Annotated in this window: 10 protein-coding genes; 8 read left to right on the top strand and 2 right to left on the bottom strand. The window is 69.2% G+C overall.

All coding sequences use genetic code 11. From position 1 onward, the window contains the following. The first annotated feature begins 28 nt into the window (after nucleotides 1-28). Complete coding sequence (locus ABFX45_RS31475; RefSeq protein ID WP_346133882.1) at nucleotides 29-1,054, top strand: amidohydrolase family protein; 1,026 nt, start codon at nucleotides 29-31, stop codon at nucleotides 1,052-1,054. On the opposite strand, the gene ABFX45_RS31470 is transcribed toward ABFX45_RS31475, so the two are convergent. Beyond that, a complete protein-coding gene (locus ABFX45_RS31470; protein ID WP_109639938.1) occupies nucleotides 1,044-1,685 on the bottom strand; it encodes a DedA family protein in 642 nt (213 codons plus the stop codon). The genes ABFX45_RS31475 and ABFX45_RS31470 overlap by 11 nt on opposite strands. A gap of 440 nt (nucleotides 1,686-2,125) precedes the next feature. Here ABFX45_RS31470 and ABFX45_RS31465 point away from each other — a divergent pair, with 440 nt between their 5' ends. The 7 genes from ABFX45_RS31465 to ABFX45_RS31435 all read left to right on the top strand — a co-directional run bounded on the left by ABFX45_RS31465 (nucleotide 2,126) and on the right by ABFX45_RS31435 (nucleotide 14,214). Then, entirely contained in the window at nucleotides 2,126-8,200 is a 6,075-nt protein-coding gene (locus ABFX45_RS31465; RefSeq protein WP_346133880.1) for a PA14 domain-containing protein, read from the top strand. Between the two features lie 80 nt (nucleotides 8,201-8,280). Further along, nucleotides 8,281-8,820: a PH domain-containing protein gene (locus ABFX45_RS31460; protein ID WP_109639937.1), complete on the top strand. Its 540-nt coding sequence runs from the start codon at nucleotides 8,281-8,283 to the stop codon at nucleotides 8,818-8,820. Beyond that, entirely contained in the window at nucleotides 8,817-9,614 is a 798-nt protein-coding gene (locus ABFX45_RS31455) for a phosphotransferase (RefSeq protein ID WP_346133877.1), read from the top strand. The genes ABFX45_RS31460 and ABFX45_RS31455 overlap by 4 nt, the downstream gene beginning before the upstream one ends. Before the next feature lie 9 nt (nucleotides 9,615-9,623). Next, nucleotides 9,624-10,679, top strand: coding sequence for a heme/hemin ABC transporter substrate-binding protein (locus ABFX45_RS31450; protein ID WP_346133875.1), 1,056 nt, complete (start codon nucleotides 9,624-9,626; stop codon nucleotides 10,677-10,679). 124 nt (nucleotides 10,680-10,803) lie between these two features. Next, on the top strand, nucleotides 10,804-12,288 hold the full coding sequence (locus ABFX45_RS31445) for a glycoside hydrolase family protein (protein WP_346133873.1): 1,485 nt from the start codon (nucleotides 10,804-10,806) through the stop codon (nucleotides 12,286-12,288). Nucleotides 12,289-12,331: 43 nt separating this feature from the next. After that, nucleotides 12,332-13,651, top strand: coding sequence for a hypothetical protein (locus tag ABFX45_RS31440; RefSeq protein WP_346133871.1), 1,320 nt, complete (start codon nucleotides 12,332-12,334; stop codon nucleotides 13,649-13,651). A 44-nt stretch (nucleotides 13,652-13,695) separates the two neighbouring features. After that, nucleotides 13,696-14,214, top strand: coding sequence for a pyridoxamine 5'-phosphate oxidase family protein (locus ABFX45_RS31435; RefSeq protein ID WP_346133869.1), 519 nt, complete (start codon nucleotides 13,696-13,698; stop codon nucleotides 14,212-14,214). 123 nt (nucleotides 14,215-14,337) lie between these two features. Here ABFX45_RS31435 and ABFX45_RS31430 read toward each other — a convergent pair whose 3' ends face one another. Then, nucleotides 14,338-15,387 carry an alkene reductase gene (locus ABFX45_RS31430; RefSeq protein ID WP_346133867.1) on the bottom strand — a complete coding sequence of 350 codons (1,050 nt, stop codon included), beginning with the start codon at nucleotides 15,385-15,387 and terminating at the stop codon, nucleotides 14,338-14,340. Nucleotides 15,388-15,412: the final 25 nt, after the last annotated feature.

The raw sequence follows: 15,412 nt of genomic DNA, 5'->3' as shown, positions 1-15,412 counted from the left end.
TCCCCCGGCCTGGGGTACCTTCGTTTTCATGGAGGTGAGGATCTCGGGCATCGCTCTGCCTTCGCGCACTCCGGTCTCGTTCGTCGTGGACGGGGAACGGTTGCGCGCTTCCGGCGAGTCCACTTCGGACGATCTGTGGCTGCTGCCGGGACTGGTCGACGTGCACTCGCATCCCGGGATGGAGGCGCCCGGCGATGCCTACGACCACGAGTTGTTCCGGCGGCACATGCTCGCGCACCGGGCCGCCGGAGTGCTGACCGTGCGGTCGCCGGGGTCGCCGGATCCGTTGCTGGACAGGGCTGACGATCCTGATCTGCCGCGGCTCGCCCGCGGTGGCAGGTGGCTCGCGACGCCCGGCCGGTTCTTCGAGGGCTACGGCCGGCGGGTCACCGAGGACGAGCTGCCCCTGGCCGCCGCCGAGGACTCGGTCGCCGGCTGGTGCAAGGTGATCGGCGACTGGATGCCGGACGATCCGCCCGTGCCGCTGGACGTGCTGACGGCGACCGTCGAGGCCGTGCACGCCGTCGGTGGGCGCGTCGCGGTCCACTGCCAGACCGCGGAGGGCTGCCGCAACGCCGTGCTGGCGGGTGCGGACAGTCTCGAGCACGGGATGCACCTGGATCATTCGCTCCTTCCCCGGATGGCGGCTCAGGGCATGGCGTTCGTGCCCACCCTCACCGCGATCGGCAAGACGAGGGAGAACCTGGACAAGTCGAAGGATCCGCGGTTCAAGGAGTGGATCCTGAGCGGCTGGGAGCACGCGTTTCCCACTGTTCACGCGGCCCACGAGGCCGGGGTGACGGTGCTGGCGGGCTCGGACAGCAAGCCCTGCGGCGAGATCGCAGGCGAGATCGCCTGGCTGATCAAGGCGGGGATGCCGGTCGAGGCGGCCATCGGGGCCGGGTCGTGGACCGCGCGGTCGTGGCTCGGCCTGCCGGGGCTGGTGGACGGCGGGTTCGCCGATGTCGTGGCCTACGAGGCGGATCCGGTGGAGGATCCGTCGGTGTTGTTGCGGCCGAAGCGGATCGTGTTGCGCGGCAACGTCATCGCCTGACCCGCGGCAGCACCTGCGTGGCCTCCGGGTCCCCCTTCGAGCGCCGGCGCAGGCGCGTCACCACGAACAGGGCGAGGGCGACGGCCACGGCGGCGAGCACGAGCTTCTGGAAGACGCCCGCGTAGGACTCGACGCGGTGCCAGTTCTCGCCGAGCAGGTAGCCCGCGCTCACGAAGACGGTGTTCCAGATCAGGCTGCCCAGCGTCGTCAGCGCCAGGAACACCGGGAAGTTCATGCGTTCGACGCCTGCGGGCAGCGAGATGAAACTGCGGAACAACGGCACCATTCGGCCGAAGAAAACGGCTTTGGTGCCGTGCCTGGTGAACCAGGCCTCGGTTTTGTCGAAGTCGGACACGTTCACCAGAGGAATGCGGGCCACCAGGCGGCGGGTGCGGTCGCGTCCCAGGAGCATGCCCGCGAAGTAGACGATGACGGCACCGGCGACCGAGCCCAGCGTGGTCCAGAACAGGGCCGCGGGCAGGCTGAACACGCCTTTGCTCGCGGAGAAGCCGGCCAGTGGGAGCACCAGTTCGCTCGGGATCGGCGGGAACAGGTTGTCGAGCCCGACCACGACGGCCGCCCCCACGCCGCCCAGTTCTTCCATCAGACCGACGGCCCACTCAGCCAGCATTGCGTTTCCCCTTGCGATGACGAAGGAATTGGTCGGGATCAACGCTAGGAACGGGGAACCGGGCGCACCATGAGGTGCTCCATCGGGAATCGCGGGGGAAACCGCAGGGCGATACTGCGGAGAACCACAATGCCGGGGGGCGAACCTCGCCGTGACCGCGGGATGTTGATTCTGCAACCAAACGGGCACGCAGTGTGACGTTGGCGACAACCGAGCAACCGTGCCCGTTCGACCCCTTGTCCGCTTTCGATCCAGAAGCGATGCTCTTGCCGGTTTGGCTGGTCGCGCGGATGTCGGGGGACGTACGCGACTACTGGGGAAAATCGCATCTGAGGCTGGGGGCTTCACGCATGACGCGTCGTTCAGCGACGCGGCGGTTCCGCGTGCACAGAACACGGGGCATCGCCGCGACGCTTGTTGCAGCATTGACGTTTTCGCTGGTGAACGTGCCGGCATTCGCCGCTCCGCCGCCCAAGGTGACGGCGGTGGACCCGACTTCGCTGCCGGTTCTGAAGGGTGCGGAGGTCGAGCAGGCGCCCACGGCACCGGCGGACCCGAAGGCGGACTTCACGCCGCTGGCGAAGAGGGAAGGGTCGAGCTTCGACCCGCAGAAGTCCAAGGTGGCTTCCAAGTCCATGTTCGTGGAGGAGTACTCGAACCCGGACGGCACCCGGAGCATCAGGCAGTCCACGGAGCCTCTGAACGTCAAGGACGCCAAGGGCGAGTGGCAGAGCATCGACCCGACGCTGACGGCCGACGTGCCGACGCGCCGGGTGAAGGCGAAGCAGCACCCGCTCAAGCCGTCGCTGGCGGCAGCGGCGGACGACCCGGCGCTGGTGAACGTCGAGTTCGACGGACACAAGGTCTCGCTGGCGCCCGAGAAGAAGTCCCGCACCAAGGCCAAGATCACGGACAAGACGGCGGAGTACACCGACGTCGCCGCGGACACCGACCTGACCTACGAGGTCACGCCGGGCTCGGTCAAGGAGACCATCAAGCTCAAGAAGGTGCCGTCCACGAACAAGTGGCGGTTCACCCTCAAGACGGGCAACCTCACCCCGGCCGTGACGGAGCAGGGCACGGTCGAGCTGCGGGACGCCCAGGGCACCCCGAAGATCGTGATGCCACCGATCGTCACGTGGGACTCGGCCGGCAACGGTGACACCGTCGCGCCCGCGCAGACCGGTGGCACCTACACCGTCGAGAAGTCCGGCAGGGACTGGACGCTCACGGTCGCCGTCGACGACGCGTGGCTGAAGGACCCGAAGCGGGTCTACCCGGTCAGCGTCGACCCGACCTTCACCTTCGGTGTCGCGTACGGCGAGTCGTACAAGTCCGACGGCTACGAGTGCACCAACTGCGGTGTGCAGGTCGGCAACGCACTGGACCGCGGTGACAAGTACTGGCGCAGTGCGATCCGCTTCAACTACGAGTCGTTGTACGGCAAGCGGATCGTGGGCGCGAAGCTCGACCTGCAGAACCAGCGCTCGCCGCTGAGCCCGGACAAGACGTGGCCCGCGCAGCTGTACCACGCGTCGGCGATGGACTTCAACGGTCTGGGCGGGCACCTGGCGACCGGCAACTTCGGCCAGGTCGGCACGCTCACCGGTGACAGCCTGGTGAGCTTCCTGCAGCACATCGCGGACATCCGGCACATGGCCACGTTCATGGTCGTCGGCCACGAAGCGCCCGGCACCTGGACGTACAAGAACGCCACCGCGACGCTCACGGTGGACACCGGTTCCGCGCCGCCCGCCCCGACCCTCGTCGGGCCGGCGGACCACAGCGTCATCACCAACACCACGCCGACCCTGGCGGTCAACCCGGTCAGCGACCCGGACGGCGAGCCGGTGAAGTACTGCTTCACCGTGGCCACCGGCCCGGACGCGAAGTCCGGTGTCGTCGTGGACTCCGGCTGCCTCGCCAGTCCTTCGTGGACGGTCCCGCCCGGCATCCTGCAGGACGGTGTGTCCTACACCTGGCAGGCCAAGGCGTTCAGCGGTGCCACGTCGAGGATTCCGAGCGCGGTGTTCCACCTGAAGGTCGACCAGCGCATCGGCGACCGCGGCCCGGCACCCGTCGACACGCTCGGCCCGATCTCGGTGAACCTGGCCAACGGCAACGTGACGACGTCGGTCGAGTCGCCGACGTTCACCACCGTCGGCGGCACCGCGGGTCTGAACATGACGTACAACTCGCAGCAGCAGGAGCAGAAGGGTCTGCGGGCGTCGTACTACCCCGACCTCTCCCGCAACGGTGAGATCGGCGCGCAGCAACAGCCCGTGCTGGTGCGCACCGAGCCGCAGGTGAACGTCGACTGGGGCGACACGTCACCGTTCGCGCCGGCACTGGAGAAGGACTGGTTCGTCGCGCGCTGGGAGGGCTACTTCCAGGCTCCCGCCACCGGCAAGTACCAGTTCGCCGGTGTGCACGACGACCGGCTGCGGGTGTGGGTCAACGGCAACTCCGTGTACGACCAGGGTTGCTGCAGCGACGTCAACTGGGGCGTGGCCACGGAGGTCCAGCTGACCGCCGGCCAGCGCGTGCCGATCAAGGTCGAGCTCGCCGAGGCCACCGGCTGGGCGTACCTGCGCCTGTTCACCCGCACGTCGGACGGCACCACCGTGCCGTCGCAGATCGTCCCCGCCGACTGGCTGCACTCCTCGGACCTGCCCGCAATGCCCAAGGGCTGGACGCTGAGCGCCGACCTCGACGGCAGCGGCAGCAGCTTCACCGAGGCCAAGGTCACCGACCAGAACATCGTCCTGACCGACGGCACCGGCGCGAAGCACACGTGGACCAAGAAGTCGACCGGTGGCTACACCCCGCCCAACGGCGAGGAAGGCGTCATCGCGCTCGACACGGCGGGCCGGGTCACGCTGACCTACGGCACCGACGTGTACGTGTTCAACTCCGAGGGCAAGCTGGAGTCGCAGTCCACCGCGACCGACACCCGCAAGCCGGCCGCGTTGCAGAACATCTACAGCGGGTCTCCCTCACGGTTGAAGGAGATCAAGGACCCGGTCTCCGGCCGTTCGCACAAGCTGTACTACAACCGGCCGGGTGACGACTGCTACGCGGGCGCCACGCCTCCGCCGGACGCGGAACGCCTGCCGCCGTCGCAGATGCTCTGCCGCATCGTCTACTGGGACGGCACCCAGACGAGGCTGTACTACCACCGCGGGAACCTCGTGGCCGTGGAGGACCCGGGCAAGGAGCTGACCCAGTTCAGCTTCACGTCCAACGGTCTGCTCGACGGTCTGCGTGACAGCCGTGGCGCCGACTGGGTCTCGCAGGACCCGGCGAACCGCGAGAACGACCGTGCCAACTACATCGTCCACTACGTCGACCACACGGCGACGAAGCCGGTCGCCCGCCAGGTGTACCAGCCGCAGACGTCGGCCGACGTGGCACGCACCAGGCACGGCTACCGCTACGACCCGGCCAACCGGACGTCCTATGTGGACGCTGATGGCCTGAACCCTGCCATCGGGTTCGTCACGAAGGTCGTCTACGACGACGCCTTCCGGTTGCTGTCAAGCACGGACGCCACCGGCAAGACGGCATCGTCGACCTGGAGCGTGAAGGACCAGGAGCTCACCACCACGGACGGCGCGGGTCGCGTGTCGACCACGGTGTACGACGCCCAGGACCGGCCGACCGACAAGTACGGCCCGGCTCCCGCGTCGTGCTTCAACGGTCAGCTGCCCAAGCCGGAGTGCGCGGCGACCGTGCCGCACTCGAAGACGAACTACGACGAGGGCATCAACGGCCTCGCCGTGTCGTTCTACGACAACAAGAACCTGGTCGGCGCACCGAAGGTGTACAAGACCGGTCTGGCCGCCGACGGTGCCTTCTCGGCCAACTGGGGCGAGAGCGCACCGGTCACCGGCATCCCGGCGGAGAACTTCTCCATCCGGGCGACCGGCGACATCGTGTTCCCCGAGGCGGGCAACTACAAGCTCCGCGTCGTGGCCGACGACGGTGTCCGGGTCTGGATCGACGACGCGAGCGTCATCGACGACTGGGCCGACGGCGGCGCGAAGTGGCGTGAGGCGACGGTCAACAGCCCGTCGGCCGGCGCCACGAAGAAGATCCGGATCGAGTACTACGACCTGGTCAGCCTGGCGCAGGTCGAGCTGCACTGGACCACCCCCGGCGGCACCCAGCAGGTCGTGCCCGCGGCGAACCTGAAGCCGAAGTACGGCCTGACCACCTCCACGGTCGGTGCAGAGTCGAACGGGGTGCCCAACTCCGTCACGACGACGAACTACACCGAGAACGGCCTGGACGCGGCCTACGGGCTCGCGACCAGCACCGTGACGGCCGGCTTCACCCACCGCACCGGTTACGAGGCGGTCGGCGCGGGCTACCTGCGCAAGACGGGCAAGACCATGCCCAACGGCGCGCAGTCGGCCTACTCCTTCTACGGCGACACCGAGACGCGGGACAACCCGTGCACCACGGAGGTCGAGGCGATCAACCAGGGCGGTCTCGCGAAGCAGACCAAGCTGGCGTCCGGCCGCACCGACGAGCAGGTGTACGACGCGTCGGGCCGGGTCGTCGCGGAAGGCACGTCCGGCAAGTGGAAGTGCACCACCTACGACGAGCGCGACCGCATCGTGTCGATCAAGTACCCGGCGAACTCCTCGTCGGGCGAACGGACCGTCACGACGAACCACGCCGTCAACGGTGACCCGCTGGTGTCGACGGCGACCGACCACAACGGCACGGTCACCACGAAGGTCGACCTGCTCGGCCGTGTCGTCGAGCACACCGACATCCACGGTGTGCGCACCGAGACGAAGTACGACCAGCTCGGGCGTTCGGTTTCCGAGAAGGTCACCCCGCCGATCGACGCGGCGCAGACCAGCACCTTCACCTACGACGACGCGGGCCGCCTGAAGTCCACGTCGCTCAACGGTTCGGTGCTCGCCACGACGACCCACAACGCGGCCGGTGAGATCGCCTCGGTGTCGTACGCCAACGGCACCTCGCTGTCGGCGGTCGGCAGGGACGCCTCGGGCCGGGACACGTCGCTCACGTGGCGGACGGCCTCCGGTGCCGAGGTGACGTCGGCGGTGACCCGCAGCCGTGCGGGCACGATCGTCGACGAGACCCTCGGTGGCGTGGACGCCCGGCCCGGTCAGCCGAACTACGTCTACGACGCGGCCGGCCGGTTGACCCAGGCGTGGGTGCAGGGCCACCACTACACCTACGACTTCACGTCGGGCGCGCCCGCGGGTTGTCCGACGGGTGCGGTGGGCAACGCGGGCCTGAACACCAACCGGGTCAAACTGACCGACGTGACCGCGTCCGGCACCGCCGAGACCGGCTACTGCTACGACGCGTCGGACAAGCTCCTCGGCACCGTGGGCGCTTCGGCGGTCATGAACGTCAAGTACGACGACGAGGGCAACACCCTGGAGTTCACGTCCAGCGGGTCGACCACCCACCTGTCGTGGGACAGCGCGGGCCGCAGCATCGGCGCGCGTTCGGTCGGCGCGGACCCGGCGGACGTCGCGTACCAGCGCGACGCCACCGACCGGATCGTCCGCCGCGGTGCGTCGCAGGGCGACCAGCACTCGGTGCTGCTCTACGGCTACACCGGTTCCGGTGACACCGCCGACTTCGTGATGGACGAGTCGAAGAAGGTGCTGTCGCGGTCGATCGCGCTGCCCGGCGGCGTGCTGCTGACCATCAAGGGCGACGTGCGCACGCACGACCACCCGACGGTGCGCGGTGACCTGACGCTCACCACGGACGCGGCGGGCAACCAGGTCGGCGACCTGCGGCGCTACACGCCGTTCGGTGAGCCGTTGAAGGCCGACGGCACGGTGGACACGGACAACGTCCCGGACAACCAGCCCGGTCAGATGGACAACGGCTGGCTCGGGCAGCACCAGCGCCCGTACGAGCACGCCGGTGCGTTGTCGATCGTGCAGATGGGCGCTCGTCCGTACAGCCCGCTGCTCGGCAGGTTCCTGTCCGTCGACCCGGTGGACGGCGGGTCCGCCAACGACTACGACTACGTCAACGGCGACCCGATCAACGACACCGACCTGGACGGCCGCTGGCCGGACTGGGGCAAGGCGTGGAACGCGACGAAGAACTTCGCGAAGAAGGCGCTCGACAACAAGTACGTGCGCGGAGCCCTCACCGGTTTCGCGGTCGGACTGGTCTGCGTCGGCACTGCGGGTATCGGTTGTGCGGTCGGCGTCGGCTTCGCGGTCGGCGCGGGTCTCGGTGCGGCGAACTGGTACGTCAACCGCCGCAGTGAGAACGTCTGGGGTCACGTCGTCCGAGGAGGTATCTCGGGTGCGATCACCGGCCTGCGCGGGTTCGCGATCGCCAAGTACGCCCAGAAGAAGTGGCCCGTGGCGCGCAGCCACAAGGGCGGCTTCCTCAAGTCGTACAAGAACGCCCGTGCCCAGTTCAAGCCAGGACTGATGTGGGCGTTGAAGCAACGCGGAAAGTACAACAGGCAGCAGCAGTTCAAGGCCCGCTACCGGTAATACCGCTGGTACAAAGGGTTTGAGCAGGGTGGGCCGGCGGCGCGTCCGCCGGCCCCTCTTTTTCGGGATGTGGGAGAACGTTGCACGAGATTCGGCGCAGTGCGCTCATCAACTACTTCGCCGCGGTCGTGCTGGCGGCGGGCTCGTCGGTCGTCCCGGCCTCGGACGTGCTGCGGTTGCCCGCCTGGGTTCCGCCGTGGGCGGTGATCCTGGTGATCGGACTGCCGCTGATGGAGATGCTCTGGCGTTCCGGCCTGAGGCCGCGGCTGATGTGGAACGACGGCGGGATCGCCGTGGTGCGGCCGTTCACGACGGCGGTGTTCCGCTGGAGCGAGATCGCCGGGTTCGAGGAGGAGTTCAACCGCATTCACATCGTCCTCGCCGACGACAGCGAGGAAGTGTGGGAGTTCGACAACGCGTGGCTGTGGTCGAAGATCTCCAAGAGTTACGCGGCGCGCAAGGGACGCAACCAAGCCGCGTTGACGGAGGCGCTGGCGAACGGGCGTGAACGCGGAGAAACGGTGCGTCCGCCGGAAAAGCTTCCGCGCAGGCCCGCGGTTCTCTACCTGCTCGTGGTACCGGCCGCGGTGTTCGGCTCGTGGCTCGTCACAACCCTGTGAACGAGTTCGAGGCACTGCTCGCGACGCGGGGAGCGGAAGCGGCGCGCGGGACCTTCCACGATGCCGTTGTGGTGCGGGACGAGTGGGTCGCCCGCTTTCCCCGCACCGCACTGGTCCTGGCCGATGCGCGTCGCCGCGCTGAAGCACTCCGGCGGATCGCGCGGCTCGGTCTGCCGTTCGCCGTTCCGGAAGTTGTCGAGGAACGGCTCGACCTGCCACTGGGCAGGGCACACGTCATCGTCTCCTACCTGCCCGGCGAACCGGCGGAGACCGCGAGCGACGACGCGGTGCGGGAGGTGCTCGACGCACTCGCCGCGGTCGAGCTGGACGACGAGCTCGTCGCCCTGCTGGACGAACCGCTGCACCACGCGGGCGGGCGTCAGGTCGCCGAGGCGATCACCGAGCTCGTGTTCCCGCTGCTCGACGCCGACGAACGCGCTCAGGCTTCCGAAGTCCTGCAACGCTTCGCGGACCTGCCCGTGGTGACCGGTTTCGTGCACGGCGACCTCGCCCCGGTGAACCTCCGCTGGCACAACGGGAGGATCAGCGGAGTCATCGACTGGGACTTCGCCTGCGCCGGCGATCCCGCGCTCGACGCGGCCGCGTTCGCCAACTACGGCTGGCCGCTGGTCCGCCGCATCCGGCCGGAGCTCTACGAACGGGCGCGCACGCACGCCGCGATGTTCCCGCTGACCGGCGCGGTGTCCGAGATCCGGCAGGGCGGGGATCCGGCGAGGTTCCTCGCCTGGTTCCGCCGCCGATGTGCGGTTCGCGAGCACCCGCCGACCAGCTAGGTTCAAGGCGTGAGGATCTGGGTGGCCGGGCTCACGCTCGTGCTGGCGGCAGGCTGCACCGGCACGGCGAACCCGAACACGCCCGAGGTGCCTTCAGGTGGTCCCGCCAGAACGCCACTGGAACAGCTGACACCCGCGGACCCCAGGCAGAGGACGGGGCCGAGCACCGCGACGGTCGCGGAGCCCGACATCGTCCCGATCAGCGACGAGGTGTCGCCGAAGCTGCCCACGACGGTCACCGACGCGCAGGACACCGAGGTCACGGTGGCGAGCGTGGACCGGATTCTCGCGTTCGACCGGTACGGCACGCTCGGTGCGACGGTGTTCGGGCTGGGGCTCGGCGACCGGCTGGCCGGGCGCGACACCTCGACCGGGTTTCCCGCCGCGGCAGGGCTTCCGCTCGTCACGACGAACGGGCACCAGCTCGACGCCGAGGCGATCCACGCGCTGCGGCCGACGGTCGTGATCACCGACACCACGCTCGGGCCGTGGGACGTGGTGCTGCAGCTCCGGAACGCCGGCGTCCCCGTCGTCATCACGGATTCGCGGCGCGCCATCAACAACGTCGGCACGGTGATCCAGCAGGTCGCGGACGCGCTCGGAGTGCCGGCGGAAGGACGGCGGCTCGCCGGCCGCACGAACCTCGAGATCGAGAAGACGAAGATCGCGGTGCAGAAGCTCGCGAACGACTCGAAGCTGCGGATCGTGTTCCTCTACCTGCGCGGTCGGTCCGGCGTGCACCAGATCCTCGGCAAGGGCACCGGCGCCGACGAGCTGATCAGCGCGGTCGGCGCGGTGGACGCGGCGTCCGAGATCGGGCTGGAGGGGGCGAACCCGATCGGCCCCGAGGCGTTGGCCAAAGCCGCGCCGGACGTGATCCTGGTGATGTCGACGGGACTTCGGTCCGTCGGCGGGATCGAGGGCGTGCTGTCCGTGCCCGGTGCGGCACAGACGCCGGCCGGGCAACAGCGCCGGGTCGTCGACATGAACGACCACCAGGTGCTGAGCTTCGGGCCGTTGACCGCTGCGGTGATCGACGGCCTGGCGCGGGCGCTGTACACGTGAGAGCCACTTCACCGGTGTGTTCCACGGCGGGTTCGTGCTGCTCATCGCGCGAAAGGTGAATTGATTCCGGTTTAGCGGTCGCGGACTTCACCCGTCCGGAGGAGTTGATCACTATGATGGGTGAGTGCCCCTGAGTCGTAGACCCTTCGCGCTGCTGGCTGCGCTCGCGCTGCTCGGCCCGGTCACGGCCTGTACCAGCGCGGCGGCCGGTGACCCGGTCGGCACTCAGGTGGGACAGCCTCAGGCAGCGGAGAGCAACGCTCCAGCCGCGCCGAGGGAACGCATCAGGCTCACCGCGGAGAACCGGCGGCAGAGCCCCGGCACGGTCGTCGCCGGGATCGAGGACGCGGTCTACAACTACGCGCCCGCCGTGATGCTCGACGGCGGCAGGGTCCGCACGTGGTGGTGCAGCCAGATGGGCAGCGCCCAGCCGAACGGCGACGACATCCTCTACGCCGAGGGTCCCGGCGCGGACGGCCCGTTCAGCACGGCGCGCGCGGTGCTGTCCGGCAGCGGCGGCAACTTCGACGCGATGCACACGTGCGACCCGTCGCTGGTCAAGATCGGCGACACGTATTACATGTATTACACCGGCGCGTCGCGGGACAACCACGCGAACGGCAGCTCGATCGGCGTCGCGACCAGCAAGGACGGCACCAACTGGGCGCGGGCCAACGGCGGCCAGGCGATCGTCGGCCCCGCGAACGACGTCATCCGCGCGAACACCTACGGCGCAGGTCAGCAGTCCGCGATCTACCTCGACGGCTGGATCTACCTGCTCTTCACCGACACCACGGGGTACGCGGCCGCGACGAACGGTGCCGGCCAGTACGTGCTGCGCTCGAGGGACCCGCTGTTCGGCAAGGACGTCGAGGCGCTGGGCCCGCAGGGCTTCAAGCCGGTGGAGCGGACCAACCAGCCCCGCACCCGGTCGCTGGTGGAGGCGTTCAGCGCGGACTGGATGTGGATCGAGGCGGCGTCGGCGTTCGCGATCGCCCACTCGACCGACGAGGGCACCACCGTCACGTTCTGGAACAGAGAGTTCACCCGGCACCCGTTCGAGCCGGTGGTCATCTCCGGCGCGTGGAAGGAAGGCCCCGGCCTCCTGCGCACCCCGGAGGGGCACGCGCCGGTCAGCACCAGCGATCCGTGCGAGAAGGTCGGACTGGACGTCCTGCGCGCCACCACGAGCGACGGGTCCGGCGCGCCGACGAACATCAGCCACTTCGGCATCGACGCGATCGGGCTCAACGGCTGCCTCACCGAGGACGAGGCCAGGGCGCTCAACGGCTTCGCGATGCCCTCCCCCGAACGCACCGCGGACGTCGTGGTCGGCGGCAAGATCGTCCGGTTCGAACGCGGCTCGGTCGCGGCCAAGTACGCCGTCGGTGTGCTGGCCAAGCGCCCCAAGGCCGTCGACTCGCTCAAGGTCGCGGTCCGGGTCCCCGCGGGTGTTCCCGCGGTGCAGAGCCCGAGCGACCAGGTGGGCCTGCTGGTGGACAACAAGCTGATGGTCATGAACTCGCTCGACGCGGCCAAGCTCAACTCCTCCGAGGTCACCATCGTGACCCAGGAGCAGTGGGACCGGTGGGAGCGGCTCACGACCTGACCCCGTACCGTTTCCCCGGTTCGAAACGGGACATGGGGGACCGATGACGGCGACGACCGAACGACCGAGAGCACTCGCCGGCAGCGTGATCCCGCTGCCAGCCGATCCTCCGCACGAGCGGGCGTGGCTGGGCTTCGCGGGTGCGTTCGTGGCGTCGGTGGCGTTCCTGCTGCTCATTCCGCCCGGCTGGGCCCGCCTCGACCACCTGTGGGCGGAGGACGGCGCCAGGTTCATGGTCGACGCGGTCCGCTCCCCCGCGCTCGGCAACCTGGTTGAGCCCTACGGCGGCTACCTGCACACGTTGCCGCGCCTGGTCGCGGAAGTGGTCGCGTTGCTGCCGATCGAGTGGACCGCCGCCGGGTTCGCGATCGCCGCGGCGATGCTGCGGGCGCTGGTCGCGCTGATCACGTTCGCGGCCTCCGGGGCGTACCTGCGGTCGGGGCCGCTGCGGTTCGCGCTGGCGGCGCTCGTCATCGTGCTGCCGGCTGGCAACTCCGAGACGTTGAACAACATGTCGAACCTGCACTGGTTCCTGCTCTACGGCGCCTTCTGGGCGTTGTTGTGGCGCAATGCCCCACGCGTGCCCGTCGCGTTGTTCGTGTTCCTCGCCGCCGTGTCCAGTCCGCTGGTGTACATCCTGGCGCCCATCGCGCTCGTGCGGCTCTTCCTGCCGCGCAAGGAGGTGCCGATCGCGTTCCTCGTGGGACTCGCGGTCCAGGCGGCGGCGATGCTGTTCGCGACCAGGACGCCGTACTCGCACGACGAGGTCGACCCGGTGCAGGTGCTGCTGGCGAGCCTGCTGCGGGTGCCGGTGGTGGCGTTCACGGGTTCCGAGCGGGTCAGCCAGTTCTACCCGGCGCACGGCAACCTGGTGATCCTGGTGGCGCTGCTGGTCGCCGCGGTGCCGATGGTGGCGGGACTGCGGTTCGGCGACCGGGCGGGGCGGACGCTGGTGCTCGTCGCGGCCGCGTACAGCGTGATCGTCATCGTCGCGTGCCTGGTGCTGAACTGGACGCACGTGCTGCAGGTGCAGGTGCCCGAGGTCGTGATGGCCGGGCAGCGCTACAGCATCGCCCCGTGCCTGTTCCTGTTCACCGCGATCTTCGTGGGGCTCGACGCGACACCGGCGACGACGTGGGAACGCGCGGTGGTCGGCGGCAGCCGCTACCTGATCGGGCTCGCCGTGGTCGTCAGCATCTTCGCCCACCTGCGGGTCCCGAACACCGTGCTGAAGGGCATTCCGTGGGACGAGAGCCTCGCGCGGGCCCGTGCGGAGTGTGCCGCCGGTGCGCCGGAAGCCAGGCTGGAGCACGAGCCGAAGGGCTGGTTCTTCGTCGTGCCGTGCAGCGCGGTGAGCCGATAGCGGGACGGCTGTCGAAAACGCGGATCCCCGTTCGACGTGTGTGCATGACGAACACGACGATTGAGACCCGCAACCTCGACCAGTACGGCAACGCCGCCCTGCGGTGGAGCCAGGCGCAGGAGCTGCTCGCCACCGAGTCCGCCTCCAAGGACGTGCCGTTCTTCCTGAACACCGTGCGGCCGGACGGCAGACCGCACTCGGTGGGCATCGGCGCCGTCTGGTTCTCCGACGCCCTGCACTTCGTGAGCGGGCCGGGCACCCGCAAGTCCCGCAACCTCGCGGAGAACCCGGCCTGCACGGTGTCGGTGCGGCTGACCGGAATGGACCTCGTGCTGGAGGGCGACGCCTGCCGGATCACCGACGAGTCCACTTTGGACCGTGTCGCCGCGAGATACCGCGAGTCCGGCTGGCCCGCGCAACGGGAAGGTCAGGCGTTCACCGCGCCCTACACCGCGCCGAGCGGTGGCCCGCCGCCCTGGTACGTCTACCGGGTCTCGCTGCGCGCCGCCCACGCCGTGGCCACCGTGGAGCCCGGCGGCGCGACGCGGTGGACGTTCAGCTGAGGAACTCGCGGAACGACCGGGCCGTCACGTCCTCGACGGTCGTGGTGACCCGGTCTTTCGCGCCGCGCCGGATGTCCTCGTCGAGCCCCTCGAACGGCTCGGCGACCACCTGATGCGCGCGCTTCAGTGCTGATAGCTGGGATGGTCGATGTATCCCGCCTCGGTCTGGAACCACGTCTCGCGGTCGGTGCTGACGAGCGGCAGGCCCAGCCGGAACCGTTCGACGAGATCGGGATTGCCCAGGTACGCGCGACCGTAGCTGATCAGGTCGGCACCGTTGGCGAGCCAGCGTTCCCCCTGCTCGCGCGTGCCCTCGTGCGGGCCGATCTGGCCGCCGGGGTTGAGGATGAACGCCGTCGGCCACGCCTTGCGCAGACCCATCAGCACCTCGTCGTCCGCGGTCGCCAGCACGTGGATGTAAGCGATGTCCGGCAACGCCTTCAGCAACGCGTCGTACAGCGCGGGCATGTCCTCCTCGACGATGTCCTGGACCTCACCGCCGGGTGAGAGCCGGATGCCGACGCGGTCCGCACCGATGGCGTCCACCGCCGCCTCCACCGCCTCCACGGCGAACCGGATGCGTCCGGTGATGGAGCCGCCGTAGCCGTCGGCGCGCCGGTTCGCGTTGGAGGACAGGAACTGCTGGATCAGGTAACCGTTCGCGCCGTGCAGCTCGACACCGTCGAACCCGGCGTCGAGCGCGCAGCGCGCAGCGTCACCGAACGCCTGCGCCTGGTCCCGGATCTCCGGGATCGTCAGCTCGCGCGGCACCGGCGCGGGCTTGATGCCGGTGGGCGTGAACACCTCACTCGCGGCCGCGATCGCCGACGGGCCGACCGGGTGGTGCCCGGCGACCTCGGGATGACCGATCCGGCCGCCGTGCATGAGCTGGGCGAAGATCCGCCCGCCGTTGGCGTGCACGGCGTCCGTGACGACCCGCCAGGCCTCGACCTGGTCGCCGGTGTGGACGCCGGGCATGAACGGGCCGGCCTGGCCGACCGCGTTCGGGTGCACGCCTTCGGTGACGATGAGGCCCGCGGTGGCGCGTTGGGCGTAGTAGGTGGCCGTCGCTGCGGTCGGTTTGCCGTCCACGGCTCGTGCGCGGGTCATCGGGGCCATGACGAGGCGGTTCGGCAGAGTCAGGTTTCCGAGTCGGTAGCTGGTGAGAAGCATGAGGACTACGCTAGAAACCTGACAT

Origin of the sequence: Lentzea roselyniae, assembly GCF_039537795.1 — a bacterium.
Classification (GTDB): Bacteria; Actinomycetota; Actinomycetes; order Mycobacteriales; family Pseudonocardiaceae; genus Lentzea; species Lentzea atacamensis.
Note: the sequence above shows the minus strand (reverse complement) of the source record. Positions and strands in the feature narration are given on the sequence as shown.

Bases quoted from the DNA above. Each gene is read 5' to 3' on its own strand.
- ABFX45_RS31475 (WP_346133882.1), top strand. From the start codon at position 29: ATGGAGGTGAGGATCTCGGGCATCGCTCTGCCTTCGCGCACTCCGGTC.
- ABFX45_RS31470 (WP_109639938.1), bottom strand. From the start codon at position 1,685: ATGCTGGCTGAGTGGGCCGTCGGTCTGATGGAAGAACTGGGCGGCGTG.
- ABFX45_RS31440 (WP_346133871.1), top strand. From the start codon at position 12,332: ATGACGGCGACGACCGAACGACCGAGAGCACTCGCCGGCAGCGTGATC.
- ABFX45_RS31435 (WP_346133869.1), top strand. From the start codon at position 13,696: ATGACGAACACGACGATTGAGACCCGCAACCTCGACCAGTACGGCAAC.
- ABFX45_RS31430 (WP_346133867.1), bottom strand. From the start codon at position 15,387: ATGCTTCTCACCAGCTACCGACTCGGAAACCTGACTCTGCCGAACCGC.